Source organism: Neisseria mucosa, assembly GCA_003028315.1.
Lineage (GTDB): Bacteria > Pseudomonadota > Gammaproteobacteria > Burkholderiales > Neisseriaceae > Neisseria > Neisseria mucosa.
In genome coordinates this window covers 1,554,368-1,567,759 of record CP028150.1, presented here as the reverse complement: position 1 = coordinate 1,567,759, position 13,392 = coordinate 1,554,368, and the positions used below count along the sequence as shown (strand labels likewise).

Below are 13,392 nucleotides of genomic sequence, written 5' to 3'. Positions count from 1 at the left end.
ACAAAATGCTATGTTTTTCAGTTACAATACGCGCTTACTATAATGATCGACAGTTTGAAGAGACGCGATGAAAGAACATAAGGCCCGGAAACGCTTCGGGCAGAATTTTTTGCAGGACACGCGCATTATTGCCGATATTGTCAACGCCGTGCGTCCGCAGGCTGATGATGTGGTGATTGAAATCGGGCCGGGCTTGGCGGCGATTACCGAGCCTTTGGCGAAAAAGCTGAACTGCCTGCACGTTATCGAAATCGACCGCGACATCGTACGTCGTCTGAAAACGCTGCCGTTTGCGGATAAGCTCGTGATTCATGAAGGCGATGTATTGCAGTTTGATTTCAACAGCATCGCGGGCAAAAAGAAAATCGTCGGCAACCTGCCGTACAACATTTCCACGCCGCTTTTGTTCAAGCTGGCGGAAGTGGCGGACGATGTCGTCGATATGCACTTTATGCTGCAAAAGGAAGTGGTCGAGCGCATGGTTGCTGCGCCGAAAAGCAACGACTATGGCCGATTGGGCGTAATGCTGCAATATTTTTTCGATATGGAGCTGCTGATTGACGTGCCGCCCGAATCGTTCGACCCCGCGCCGAAAGTTGATTCGGCAGTGGTGCGCATGATTCCGGTGAAACACTGCATCGGCAAGGCAGACGATTTCGAGCATTTCGCCAAACTGGTGAAACTCGCCTTCCACCAACGCCGCAAAACCATACGCAACAATCTGAAAGAGCTTGCCGGCGACGAGGATTTACAGGCAGTCGGCATCAGCCCGCAAGACCGTGCCGAACATATCGCGCCGGAGAAATATGTGGAACTGAGCAATTATCTCGTCCGTAAGGTCGTCTGAAAACATCTGGAAACAACATGATTAAATTCAAAAATGTACATAAACATTTCAAAGACCTGCACGTCATCAACGGCGTCAATCTGGAAGTGAAGCAGGGTGAAGTGGTGGTGGTTTGCGGACCTTCGGGCAGCGGCAAATCGACGCTCATCCGTACCGTCAACCAGCTTGAAAGCATTGAGAGCGGCGAGATTTGGGTGGACGGTATCAATGTTGCCGATCCGCAAACGGATTTGAACAAGGTGCGTGAGGAAGTGGGTTTTGTGTTCCAAGGCTTCAATCTGTATCCGCATCTGACCGTATTGGAAAACATCATCCTGTCGCCGATGAAGGTGAAAAAACAAAGCCGCGAACAGGCTGAGGAAAAGGCGATGGAGCTGTTGGAACGCGTGGGTTTGGCGCATAAAAAAGATGCATTCCCCAGCCAGCTTTCCGGCGGACAGCAGCAGCGTGTGGCGATTGCGCGCGGGCTGGCGATGGAGCCGCGAGTGATGCTGTTTGACGAACCGACTTCCGCACTCGACCCGGAAATGGTCGGCGAGGTGTTGAAAGTGATGCAGGATTTGGCGGAAAGCGGCATGACCATGATGTGTGTTACACATGAAATGGGCTTTGCGCGCGAAGTGGCAGACCGCATTATTTTCGTGGATAAAGGACAGATTTTGGAAAACGAAACGCCTGAAGAGTTTTTTACCAATCCGAAACACGAACGCGCCAAACAGTTCTTGCAGCAAGTGATGACGCATTAACAGCTTGTCAAAAGGTCGTCTGAAAGACAGATTTGGGCTTTCAGACGACCTTTGGCGAATGCAACCGATAGATATACACGGCAAAGAAACCATTTCTCATTTTGCCGTAGCAAAGGAAAACCATGTATTTTGTTGACCGTACCGCCGTCGTGCTTAAGCCGACCGCCCGCTTTTTGGAATGGCTGAAATCCGCCGACGAAAATATGCCCGATCTGACCATCGAGCAACTCCGTGCTAACTGCTCCGTATTCCTCGTGCCGCAGTTTGACGAGCCGGAAGAGGTGATTGCCTATTTTGACGAACGCTACCAACAGATTTTCGAGGCAGAACTCGCAGGCTGGGACATCGACAAAAGCAAGTGGCCGCAAGACATGAGCCTGAAGGCGTTTTGGGAATTTTTCGATACCGAAATCCACGATATGGTTTTGGACATGGAAGAGGCGGAATTGAGCATTACGCCCGTGTTTGACAATATGATGTAGGGCGATGCGCGCTTTTCAGACGACCTTGAAGCCGTCCCGTTCTTTAAAAGCCTTGTCCGTTTGGTTGCATTTGTCCGCAGTGGCCGTGTGCCTGATATGGTTTTACGGCTGGATGATGTGGTTCGGGCTGGTGGCGTTGGCGGGCAGTTTTGTTCACGCTTGGCGCGTGGTGAATTTGCGGACGGCGGGTGCGGTAAAGAAAATCGCCATCGACCGCCATGCGCGCGCTTCCGTGTTTTGCGGAGACGGAGAAGGGCAGGGCGCGGTGTTGGACGGTGCGACGATGCTGACTCCTTACGCTTTGTTTTTACAGTGGAACGCCGACGGTAAAACGATACGGCAATGCGTCACGCCCGATATGGCGGATAAAGAATCTTACCGTCGTCTGAAAGTTTGGGCGCGCTGGTGTCAGGTTCAGGATGCCGGGCATCCGCTTTAATTCGGTAAAGCGGTTTTCCGCCTTGTTCTCGTCAAATTAAACCCAATATAAAAACAGTCCACACAAGCAGCCGAAGCCGCCCCATTATTCGAAACGACGGTTTCAGACGACCTTTTAAAAAACGAAACACACATGAAAACATTACAAGACTGGCTCTCGCATTTGGAAACCGCCCACAGTGGCGGCTTAATCGACATGGGCTTGGAACGCACGGGTGAAGTGAAAAAACGCATGAAACTCGAGCCGCAATGCCCCGTCGTCGTCGTTGCGGGAACAAACGGGAAAGGTTCGGTCTGCGCCTACCTGACGCAGATTTACAAACAGGCAGGCTTCAAAGTCGGTACGCTGACCAGTCCGCATTTATTGCGTTACAACGAACGCATCGCCGTCAACGCCGAGCCGGTTTCAGACGACCTCATCACCGCTTCCTTCGAGCGCATCGAAGCGGCGCGCAGCGAAATATCGCTGACTTATTTTGAATTCAATGCCTTGGCGGCGGTCGATATCTTCATACGCGAACAAGTCGATGTGATGATATTGGAAGTCGGCTTGGGCGGACGTTTGGACGCGGTCAATGTGTTCGACTGCGATTGCGCGGTGGTTACCAGCGTGGATTTGGACCATCAGGCGTTTTTGGGCGATACGGTCGAGCAGGTCGGCTTTGAAAAAGCAGGCGTGTTCCGCAGCGGCAAACCCGCAATCTGTGGGCAAAACCCTGCGCCCGAATCGTTGGTCGCACACGCCGAAGCCATAGGCGCGAAACTGCTGATGGTGCAGCGCGATTTCGATTTTTCCTCATTGGAAAACATCCAATGGAACTACCGCTTCCATCCGCAGCATTCAGACGACCCCGCGCGCAACCGCAATTCCCTGCCGTTCCCCGCATTGCGCGGCGCATACCAGCTTTCCAACGCCGCCTGCGCGTTGACCGTGTTGGAATGTTTGAACGAAAAATTGCCGGTGGACATCGGCGCCATCAAGCGCGGATTGCTGCTGGTTGAAAACCCCGGGCGCTTCCAAGTCCTGCCCGGCCGTCCGCTGACCGTTTTGGATGTCGGACACAATCCCCACGCCGCCCGCGCCTTACGCCGCAGCCTGATTAATTTGGCTTTTGCGCAAAAGCGCACCGCCGTGTTCAGCATGCTGTCCGACAAAGACATAGACGGCGTGTTGGAAATCGTTAAAGACCAGTTTGACGAGTGGTATATCGCACCTTTGGACGTGCCGCGCGGCATGACCGCGGAAGCCTTGCAGGCGAAACTGGAAGCACAAAATATCGAAAATATACAAACTTTTACCTCCGTTCGCGAGGCGTACCGCGTAGCTTTGGCTAAGGCGGGCGAAAATGATAGAATCGTTGTTTTCGGCTCATTTCATACCGTTGCCGACGTGATGGCGGCGTTGTAAAAGGAAATCTCCATGTCTGACAATAAGCAAAATGAAGTTCTGACCGGTTACGAACAGCTCAAACGCCGCAACCGCCGCCGCTTGGTTATGGCATCGGGGTTGGTGGCGGCATCGACTGTTTTATTGGGCGTCGCCCTGTCCACCGGACCGGAAAACAAGCCAGAAGAAGAAAACGCCCAAACTACAACCATCCAACAGAATAATGCCAACGCAGAACCTGCCAACTTGGCGGATGCGACCGTGTTGGAACCTTCTACCAAAGAAGATTTGGAAGCAGCGGCAGAAGCGGCTAAAAATGCCGATGCCGAAGTAGCGGACAAACCGCAGGAAACCGCCGCGCCGGAGCAAAATGCGCAAGCCGAGCCGCAACCTGATGCGCCGCCAGCCGCGCCCGAAGATGTAGGTCCGCCTTTGGTGCTGATTAACGATACGTTGTCAGACAGCGACATCAAAGGTTTGGAAGAGTCTGAGAAAATCCAAAAAGCCGAAGCCGCCAAACGCGAAGCAGCCGAGCGACGCGCGGAAGAGCGCCGCCGTAATCGTGAAGAACAACGTAAAGCGCAGCAGCTTCAAGCCCAAGAAGCAGCGGAACGCGAAGCCAATGCCGCCGCCCGCAAACGTGCGCTTCAAGCTGCCAAAGCCGAGAAGGCGGAACGTGCCGCCGCAGCCGAACGCAACAAGCTGGCACAGTTGGAAAAAGCCGAGAAAGCCGTTGCCGAACGTAAGGCGTTAAAAGCCAAAGAAGAAGCGGCGGCGAAACACAAAGCGGCAGCGGAAAAAGCCAAAGAAGCCGTCACGGCATCCGCATCCGAACCTAAAGAAAGAATTCGGGTAGATGCTTCCAAATACGAAAAAATCGAAACAGCCGGCAAAAAAACTTCCGCAGTAAGGGAAGCAGAAGCGAAAGTTGCCAAAGCCAAAACAGAGCAGACAGCCAAGGCAGAGAAAACCGCTACCGCTACTGCCGAAAGGTCGTCTGAAAAGGCAAAAACCAAAACCGCCGAAGTCAAATCAGGTAAAAAAGCCGCCATTCAGGCAGGTTATGCTGAAAAAGAACGCGCCTTGAGCCTGCAACGCAAAATGAAAGCGGCAGGTATCGACTCAACCATTACCGAAGTGATGACGGATAAAGGCAAGGTTTACCGTGTCAAATCAGGTGCATACAAAAACGCCTACGAAGCCGAACGCGACTTGAACAAACTGCGCGTACACGGCATTGCCGGACAGGTAACCAATGAATGATATTCCGTTAGCCGACATACTCGCCTTCGGCGTGATTGCGGCGTGTATCGTGATGTCGATGATACGCGGCGTCATTGCCGAAGCGGGTTCGCTGTTTGCGTGGGTGATTTCCTTTTTGTTGGCTAAAACGTTTGCCGTTCCGTTTTCGGAAGTGGCGTTCAAATCGATTCAACCGCGCGCCTTGGGCGTTGCCATTTCGTTTGTCGTGATTTTCTTTTTGGCGCGTTTTTTACAGCAGTTTTTACGCACCATACTGACCAACGCAGCGTCATCGATGGGCTTGGGCAGCGTCAACAGAGTATTGGGCGGCGTGTTCGGCGCAGCCAAAGGCGTGTTGCTGGTCACTTTGGCGGTCATGGTCTGCGCCCACACCGATTTGCCGGAAACGGAAGATTGGCAAAGCTCGTACAGCATTCCTTATTTTCAATCATTGTCTGAAGTCATCATGCCTTATCTGCCCGGTCAGAAGGAAAAGGCGGAAGATAAGGCGGAATCGTAAATCCACCGGTTTCAGACGACCCCGATTACATCAAAGGTCGTCTGAAACCGGTTTTTATTGGGATATATTGTTATATAGAGAGTTAAGTTTAAACACCTGCACAGCTTTACTTTACTCTGGTTTGAAAAGAATAATTTTTTATTGAGTTATCAGGGTAATAAGTGAAATAGTTTTATACATTTTGCTGTCGGCAACCTCATTGCCTTGCTCTGATTTATTTTTTAGATCAAATTTCTGCGAAGATCCGTTATAAGAATTGCAAAATAAAAATCCCCACTGAAAAGTGGGGATTTTGTTTTGCAATTCTTTTGCTTAACCTTTACGGGCAGGCAATTTTTCTTTAATGCGGGCCGCTTTACCGGTCAGGCCGCGCAGGTAGTACAGTTTGGCGCGACGGACGTCACCGCGGCGTTTTACTTCGATTTTTTCTACGGTAGGGGAGTAGAGTTGGAAAGTACGCTCAACGCCTTCGCCGCTGGAAATTTTGCGGACGATGAAGTTGCTGTTCAAGCCGCGGTTACGACGGGCGATAACAACGCCTTCGTAAGCTTGCAGACGGCTGCGTGAACCCTCTACTACGCGTACGGAAACGACTACGGTGTCGCCCGGTGCGAATTCGGGGATTTCTTTGTTCAGGCGAGCGATTTCTTCTTGCTCTAATTGTTGAATCAGGTTCATTGTTTTTCCTAAATTATGATTGGATTTCCTGTTGCTCTTGCAAGATTTCTTTTAAGAGGCGGGATTCCTTTGGGATTAAACTGCGCTTTTCCAGCAGGTCTGGTCTGCGCTCTAGGGTGCGCCGCAGCGATTGTTTCAACCGCCATTCGGCTATCAAGCCATGATTGCCCGAACGCAATACGTCAGGGACGGTCATGCCTTGGAATTCTAAAGGTTTGGTGTAATGGGGGCAGTCTAATAGGTCGTCTGAAAACGAATCCTGCTCGGCTGACTGTATGTCGCCCAATACGCCGGGTATCAGTCTGAGTACGGCATCCATCAGCATCATGGCGGGTAGCTCTCCGCCGGAAACGACAAAGTCGCCTATGCTGATTTCTTCATCTACGCTGCTTTGCAGTAGGCGCTCGTCAATTCCTTCGTATCGTCCGCAAAGCAGTATGAGATGCGGGGATTTTGCAAGTTCTACGGCTTTTTTGTGGGTCAGCGGTTGACCTTGCGGGCTAAGGTAGATGACTTTTGCAGGTGCTGAAGATGTTTGTTTGGCTTCTTCTATCGCTGCTTGTAGCGGCGGCGCCATCATAATCATTCCTGGACCTCCGCCAAAGGGGCGGTCGTCAATATAGCCGAGTTTGTTGTCGGCGAATTTGCGGGGATTGATGGCTTGGAATTGCCAAAGGTTTTGTTTTTTTGCGCGACCGGTTACGCCGTATTCGGTAATGCTGTCGAACATTTCGGGGAAGATGGTGATGGCTTGAATCAACATCAGTAGTCTAAGCCCCAGTCGGCGGTAATGGTTTTGCTTTCGGTATCGACGGTTTCAATGTAGTTGGATACGAACGGGATCAGGATTTGACCATGTTCTCCATTAATCATCAAAACATCGTTGGCACCGGTTTCCATCAGGTTTATGACTTTGCCGAGCACGATATCGTCTTTGTTGACAACGGTCATGCCGACTAAATCTGCCCAATAATATTCGTCTTCCTCAGTAGGAGCGAATTCTTCTCGGGGGATTTCGATAGTATAGCCGCGCAGGGCAAAAGCTTGATCGCGATCGTCTATGCCTTCGAATTTGACCTGAAGCTCTCCGCTGACGATTTTGCCGGCTTCGAGTGTAACATTCAGGGTTTTACCGTCTTTGCTTAACTGCCACTCAGGGTAGTCCAGGAGGCTGTCGGCGTATTCTGTATTGGCGGCTATTTTGAGCCAGCCTTTGATGCCGAATACGCCTTTGATGTAGCCCATGGCTACCCGTTGTCGAGTGTCGGTCATAGCAAGATTAGCCGGTGATTAAGCAGCAGCTTTTTGTTCTTTGATCAGTTTTGCAACTGCGTCGCTGACTTGTGCGCCTTGGGCGATCCAGTGGTTCAGGCGGTCAGCTTGGAGGCGTACGCGCTCTTGTTTTTCATTGGCAACAGGGTTGTAGAAGCCAACGCGCTCAATGAAGCGGCCGTCGCGGCGGTTGTGGGAGTCGGCAACGACTACGTGGAAGAAGGGACGGTGTTTAGAACCACCGCGAGCCAAACGGATAACTACCATTTTGAGTCCTTTTGAGAAAATCGGATAGATAAGAAACCGCTAATTTTAGGATATTTTGCGTTGTTCATGCAAGTTTTTATTTGTTTTTGTTGCTGTTTTGCGTAGTGGTCAGGCTTAGGCGTGCTTGGCACAAAGTGTTGTCTTCTTCTGAAGGGGTGATGGTAAAGCCTGATTTTTCAGCAAGTTTAAGCATAGGGGTGTTGGATTTGAGTATTTGGGCACTCATGACGCGGTAGCCTTGTTGTGTTGCCGATTGGATAATCAGCTTCATCATTTCCGCTGCCAACCCTTTGCCGCGCACGTTTTCGGCAAGTGTGATGCCGAATTCGCATTCGTTGCGGTTGATACGGCTGAAGCGGCTGACGGCGACGATGAGGTCGTCTGAATTGCGCGCCGTCCATGCGGCTTCGCTGTGGTAGTCGAGGTTGCTGAAGCGTGCGAGGGTGGGGATGGGCAATTCGTTGGTATGGGTCATGAAGCGGGTGTAGCGCGCTTGTGGAGACAGGCTGTGGACGAATTGTTGCTTGGCTTCCGCGTCTTCGGGGGTGAAGGGGCGGATGGTTACGGTTTCGCCGTTTTTGAGGGTAAGCGTAGCAGGATGTTCGCTCGGGTAGGGGGCGAGCACGTTTTGGATGGGGGCTTCGCTTTCGGTTTTTGCGCCCAAAAGTTCGGCGGCGGCTTCGCCGGTATTGCGGAGGAACTCGGCGGCAGCAGGATTTTTGCTGCGCAGGTATTCCGCTGCGGTCTGTACTTTGGCGGCGGCTTGTTCGAGCTTGAGGGTGGCTATATTGGTTGGTTTATTTTTTGGGGAGGGGCGTTCGTCAGCCTGCAAGACAAAGTCGCTGCTGTATTGGTCGCCGTTGAGGTTGAGCAGGATTTCGCCGATGTATTGCTGCCGTTGGCTGAGTGTGTTTAGGGTATACAGGAGCTGGTTGAGGGTGTGTGTATTGTCGAGTTGGGCGAAACGGGCGATGTGTTCGCTGTCCAGCGTAGAGAACGGCGGGAGCGCGGCGGTGGTTCTGCCTTGATGGCATACGGTCAGGATGTCGCCATAGACGGCATGGCGTTGAAAACGGAATTGCACGGCGTTATGCACGGTGTGCTGATAGGTAGGTAGGCACAGGGCTTCGGCAAGCAGGGGCAGATCTTTTGAGGCGAGGGCTTTGTTAATGTTTCTTGCCTGCGGGGTTTTCAGACGACCTTTTTTTGGCGTGGCGATGCGTAGCTGCTCTTTTTGCAGTTGGTCGGCAATGTTGCGGAACGATACGGCTTGCAGGGCTTGTTCGGGACGGTCGAAATGCAGGAGGTCGTCTGAAAAGCGGCTGCTGACAAGCAGGGGTTTGGCAGTGTGTTTCGCCAGCATGCTCAGGGTGCGGGTTAGATTTTTTTCGTCAGGACTGTCGGTCGGGGCAACGATGGCGAGCAGGGCTTCGGTATGGGTATTTTGAAGGTGTTGGCTGGCAATGCTGTGGTAATGGGCGGGCGTGGGTGTGCTGCCGATGTAGCCTTGTCGGATGTGCGGCTGCTTGGTGGGGAATTGGAGTTTTAGGTTTTTGGGGGCGCAGGTTTCCAGCCACTCGGCAGGGGTGTCGGACAGGATGTCGATGCTGTTCAGAGGGGGAAGGTCAGACAAACGCGCGTGCAGGGCGGTTTCGAGTTCGCTGCTGCTGAATGTGGCGAGGAAGTTGCAATGGCGCGCAAGGCAGCGTAACACGGCTTTTTCGGTGTCGTCCGAACGGTGGGTAACGTGGAGGATGAGCGGGGTGTGGCGGGTGAAATGGCGGATGGCGCTGAACAGGTTGCGCTGGTTTTCGGCTAGGTTGTGTTCGATGACGGCAACTTTGGTATGGCGGTTGTGGCCGAAACGGTTGAGCCAGTCGGCAGAAGTGGTGGGGCTGAGCGGATAGTTGAGGCTGATGTGGCGCGAAATGCCCTGTCCCATTTTTTGCAGCATGAGGTTGATTTCGCTGCTGACGGAAGCGTGTCCGGTCAGAAGGGCGGTGTAGCCTGCCGGATGGTCGGGTTGGGAACTGATGTTGAGGCTTTGCGATGGAAGCTGCACGCCGGCGGGGCTGCACACGCTGATGTTGAGTTCGTTGCCGTGGTGTTTTTTGATGGCGGCTTCGGCGGTGTGCCATTCGTCGTCGGACAGGCTTTCCCAGTCTTGGATGAGGATGATGTGGCCGAACTGTTTTTTGCGGCAGGATTTGAACAGGGCGTCGTAGCTGTCGGGTGGTGTTACGGCGATGACGAGGTCGGCACTGCCGGGGATTTTGTTGAGGTTGGTGTAGGAGGCGAGTCCCGCAACCGTGCGGTGGCGGAGGTTGACGGGTGTAATTTGACCTTGAAACGGTGCGCTCAGGAGGTTGCTCAGGATGCGTTCGCCCAAGCTGTATGGGCGTTCGCTCGCGCCCACGAGAATGATGTGGTTGGGCATGAAGAAGTAGCCGGACATGGATTGGGCGGACATGGTGCCTCCTTTTCGGTGTGTGGACGCTGCGTTTCAGACGACCTTTCGGGCGGTTTGGGTTGGAAGGGGTGTGTGATGAGTGAACGGGATTGGGCGTTCGTTGTTGGTTTTGTTATCAATGGACAGTCTGTTCCTCTGCTCTTTATGGCGGAACATGCAGACTTTAAATGATTTAATTATTCACTTGCATTATATATGACAAATGGCATAAAAGGTCGTCTGAAAGGCGGGAACGTAAGGGTTTGTTCTTTTTAGACGACCTTTTGTAGGCTTGGGGTGTGGCAATTTGTTTATAGTGGATTAACTTTAAACCAGTACGGCGTTGCCTCGCCTTAGCTCAAAGAGAACGATTCTCTAAGGTGCTGAAGCACCAAGTGAATCGGTTCCGTACTATCTGTACTGTCTGCGGCTTCGTCGCCTTGTCCTGATTTAAATTTAATCCACTATACAAACCCCGATGGGCAACATTCATGGTCAAGAGTTTTTAGGATGCGGCTTTTCCGTTTTGCCGTTCACTTTCTTTTTGGGCAGGATAAAGTGCATTTTCAAACCATTCGGCTTGATGTTTTCAGCCATGATTTTGCCGTTGTGCTGCTCCATGATGTGTTGGGTCAGGGCAAGGCCTAAGCCGGTACCGGGTTTGCTGGCGCTGGAGTCGGCACGGTAAAAGGCGGTGAAAATGTGCGGCAGTTGCATTTCGTCCACGCCGGGACCGTTGTCGGTAACGTCCACAATCCAATGCTTGCTGTCTTGTCCGATATTGACGCGGATGGTGCTGCCTTCGGGGCTGTAATTGATGGCGTTGCGGATAACGTTATCAAACGCGCGGTACAAATAGCCTTCGTTGGCGCAGACCGTGGCATTTTCGGGGATTCTGGGTTCGACCGAAAGGGTAACGGTTTGTTTGTTCTGCTGGGCGATGCTTTGGTTGTCTTCCACGATGTTCTTCAGGAAGGGGACGAGCTTCAGGCTTTCTTTTTCCAGCGGGATATTGGATGTTTCCAAACGGGAAAGCGTCAGCAATTCGCCAACCAAGGTATCCATGCGGGTCAATTCGCCTTCCAGCCTTTTCAGATATTGTTCCTGCTTTTGCGGCTGCGCCTGAATCAGTCCGACAATCGCCTGCATACGCGCCAAGGGTGAGCGCATTTCGTGGGAGACGTGGTGCAGCAGGTGGCGTTCTTTGGCAACGAGTTTTTCCAGTTTTTCCGCCATTTTGTCGAACTGGATGGCAAGGTGGGACAATTCGTCGTCGCGGTCGTCCACTTGCTGCGAAATACGGGTTTCAAGTTCGCCGTTTGCCACCCTGTCCATGCCGCTGCCCAAGATTTTGATGGGCTTGGTAATGTTGCTGGCGAGGATATACGCCATCAGCAGACCGACGACGATGATGAAGGAGAGGATGATAAATTCATGCCAAATCGGGGCGAGCGGCAGGCCCGGGATAAAGAGCGGGCTGGGCAGGCGTTGCGCCTGATGGCTGTCCCAACCTTTGATAAAGAAGAGGTATTCTTCGCCGAAACGGTCGTATTCGATATGTGCCAAATCGGAATTGGGATTATTGATGGCAAACACGCGGGCGCGTTCGATGGTGTGGTTGTCGATGTTGCGGTCAAGGATGTCTTTTTTCTCGTCGCCCAAAATGACGTAAACGGAATTGGAAACGGGGCTGTCTTCCCATTCCGCCAAAATTTCGCGCGCACCGCTGTCCCCGCGCGCCCTAAAGGCGGAGAGGATGCTGTTCATCAAAGTGGTTTCGATGGTGCGGCGTTGGTTGAATTGGTTTTCGGCAAGGGTGTTTTGCACCAGCCAAAAAGAAAAACTCGCCACAAAGATTGCGCAGACGATGACTGCGCAAAATGTGGCGAAGATGCGTTGAAACAGTTTCATTGATCTGTTTTATCTTTAGTTTTTAACAAACAGGTAGCCCAAGCCCCGTACGGTCTGAATCAGCGAGGCATCGCCCAGTTTGTGGCGGATGCTGGAGATATGGACGTCGATGCTGCGGTCGAATTTTGCCAGTTTGCGGTCGAGTGCTTCGATGGATAAAGTCTCTTTGCTGACAACTTGTCCGGCGTGGCGCATCAAGACTTCGAGCAGGTTGAACTCGGTGCTGGTCAGCTCAAGCGGAGTGTCTTTGATGGTCGCCTGACGTTTGGCAGGGTACAGGACGACGTCGCTGACGGAAATGCTGTTTGGCGCGTTGTTCGGCTCGCCGCTTTGTTGCGCACGGCGCAGGATGGCGTTGATGCGTGCCAACAGTTCGCGCGGGGTGCAAGGTTTCGGAACATAGTCGTCCGCACCCATTTCCAATCCGATGATGCGGTCGATGTCGTCGCCTTTGGCGGTCAGCATGATGATGGGAACGGTGCTTTGGGAGCGGACGTTTTTCAATACGTCCAAGCCGTTCATTTTCGGCATCATGGAGTCTAATACGACGACATCGTACTGGCCGGTCAGGATTTCGTGTACACCGGCTTCGCCGTCCGGAACGCTGTGGACGTTCAATCCTTCGGCGGTAAGGTATTCGGTGAGCAATTCAGTCAGCAAAGCGTCGTCATCTACGAGTAATACGCGACTCATGGGATTTCCTTTTCGTGATTGTATGCGCTGCGCAAACCCGAAATAAATGGGTGCGGCGGATAGTGATGGCTAATCTTAACACGCATTTTGAGTTTTTTGATAGCTTGTTTTCCTATGCTTTTGCGCTTTTTTGCATTGCAGGGACGCTGTCTTTACATTTTCAGACGACCCCTGTACCAAATCCCCAAAATATACGCCGGATACGCGCCAAACGGGCGGCAAAATGATGCCGGTAAAGGCTGTGTTCGAGAAAGGACGGAGGGATTCTATAGTGGATTAACTTTAAATCAGGACAAGGCGACGAAGCCGCAGACAGTACAGATAGTACGGAACCGATTCACTTGGTGCTTCAGCACCTTAGAGAATCGTTCTCTTTGAGCTAAGGCGAGGCAACGCCGTACTGGTTTAAAGTTAATCCACTATAAAACAGGTCGTCTGAAAACGTATTCAGCTTTCAGAC

General features: G+C 52.2%; 14 protein-coding genes and 2 pseudogenes. 8 read left to right on the top strand and 8 right to left on the bottom strand.

Features of this window, described 5'->3' with window-relative positions; translation table 11 throughout:
• Nucleotides 1-67 precede the first annotated feature (67 nt).
• From NM96_07880 to NM96_07850, 7 genes are all read left to right on the top strand, one after another.
• Entirely contained in the window at nt 68-847 is a 780-nt protein-coding gene (locus NM96_07880) for a 16S rRNA (adenine(1518)-N(6)/adenine(1519)-N(6))-dimethyltransferase (GenBank protein AVR79260.1), read from the top strand.
• A 17-nt stretch (nt 848-864) separates the two neighbouring features.
• Complete coding sequence (locus NM96_07875) at nt 865-1,593, top strand: amino acid ABC transporter ATP-binding protein (protein AVR79259.1); 729 nt, start codon at nt 865-867, stop codon at nt 1,591-1,593.
• A gap of 122 nt (nt 1,594-1,715) precedes the next feature.
• The gene (locus tag NM96_07870) at nt 1,716-2,075 is read left to right on the top strand and encodes a hypothetical protein (protein AVR79258.1); all 360 of its coding nucleotides are present in this window, start codon (nt 1,716-1,718) and stop codon (nt 2,073-2,075) included.
• Nucleotides 2,076-2,079: 4 nt separating this feature from the next.
• Nucleotides 2,080-2,514 carry a transcriptional regulator gene (locus NM96_07865; GenBank protein AVR79257.1) on the top strand — a complete coding sequence of 145 codons (435 nt, stop codon included), beginning with the start codon at nt 2,080-2,082 and terminating at the stop codon, nt 2,512-2,514.
• Between the two features lie 132 nt (nt 2,515-2,646).
• Nucleotides 2,647-3,921, top strand: coding sequence for a bifunctional tetrahydrofolate synthase/dihydrofolate synthase (locus NM96_07860; protein ID AVR79256.1), 1,275 nt, complete (start codon nt 2,647-2,649; stop codon nt 3,919-3,921).
• Nucleotides 3,922-3,933: 12 nt separating this feature from the next.
• On the top strand, nt 3,934-5,163 hold the full coding sequence (locus tag NM96_07855) for a cell division protein FtsN (protein AVR79255.1): 1,230 nt from the start codon (nt 3,934-3,936) through the stop codon (nt 5,161-5,163).
• Nucleotides 5,156-5,662 carry a CvpA family protein gene (locus tag NM96_07850; GenBank protein AVR79254.1) on the top strand — a complete coding sequence of 169 codons (507 nt, stop codon included), beginning with the start codon at nt 5,156-5,158 and terminating at the stop codon, nt 5,660-5,662. The genes NM96_07855 and NM96_07850 overlap by 8 nt, the downstream gene beginning before the upstream one ends.
• Before the next feature lie 312 nt (nt 5,663-5,974).
• Here NM96_07850 and NM96_07845 read toward each other — a convergent pair whose 3' ends face one another.
• From NM96_07845 to NM96_07825, 5 genes are all read right to left on the bottom strand, one after another.
• Nucleotides 5,975-6,340, bottom strand: a complete 366-nt coding sequence (locus tag NM96_07845; protein ID AVR79253.1) for a 50S ribosomal protein L19 — start codon at nt 6,338-6,340, stop codon at nt 5,975-5,977.
• A gap of 13 nt (nt 6,341-6,353) precedes the next feature.
• Nucleotides 6,354-7,103 (bottom strand): tRNA (guanosine(37)-N1)-methyltransferase TrmD, encoded by a 750-nt coding sequence (locus tag NM96_07840; GenBank protein AVR79252.1) that lies wholly within the window; start codon nt 7,101-7,103, stop codon nt 6,354-6,356.
• Nucleotides 7,103-7,612 (bottom strand): ribosome maturation factor RimM, encoded by a 510-nt coding sequence (locus tag NM96_07835; protein ID AVR79251.1) that lies wholly within the window; start codon nt 7,610-7,612, stop codon nt 7,103-7,105. The genes NM96_07840 and NM96_07835 overlap by 1 nt, the downstream gene beginning before the upstream one ends.
• Before the next feature lie 18 nt (nt 7,613-7,630).
• A complete protein-coding gene (locus NM96_07830; protein ID AVR79250.1) occupies nt 7,631-7,879 on the bottom strand; it encodes a 30S ribosomal protein S16 in 249 nt (82 codons plus the stop codon).
• A 76-nt stretch (nt 7,880-7,955) separates the two neighbouring features.
• On the bottom strand, nt 7,956-10,349 hold the full coding sequence (locus tag NM96_07825) for a GNAT family N-acetyltransferase (GenBank protein AVR79249.1): 2,394 nt from the start codon (nt 10,347-10,349) through the stop codon (nt 7,956-7,958).
• Between the two features lie 276 nt (nt 10,350-10,625).
• On the opposite strand from NM96_07825, the pseudogene NM96_07820 reads away from it, so the two are divergent.
• A pseudogene (locus NM96_07820) lies at nt 10,626-10,779 on the top strand (IS5/IS1182 family transposase).
• A 44-nt stretch (nt 10,780-10,823) separates the two neighbouring features.
• On the opposite strand, the gene NM96_07815 reads toward NM96_07820, so the two are convergent.
• From NM96_07815 to NM96_07805, 3 genes and pseudogenes are all read right to left on the bottom strand, one after another.
• Nucleotides 10,824-12,239: a sensor histidine kinase gene (locus NM96_07815; protein AVR79248.1), complete on the bottom strand. Its 1,416-nt coding sequence runs from the start codon at nt 12,237-12,239 to the stop codon at nt 10,824-10,826.
• A gap of 15 nt (nt 12,240-12,254) precedes the next feature.
• Nucleotides 12,255-12,932 (bottom strand): DNA-binding response regulator, encoded by a 678-nt coding sequence (locus tag NM96_07810; protein AVR79247.1) that lies wholly within the window; start codon nt 12,930-12,932, stop codon nt 12,255-12,257.
• Nucleotides 12,933-13,217: 285 nt separating this feature from the next.
• Nucleotides 13,218-13,362, bottom strand: a pseudogene (locus NM96_07805) (IS5/IS1182 family transposase).
• Between the last annotated feature and the right edge of the window lie 30 nt (nt 13,363-13,392).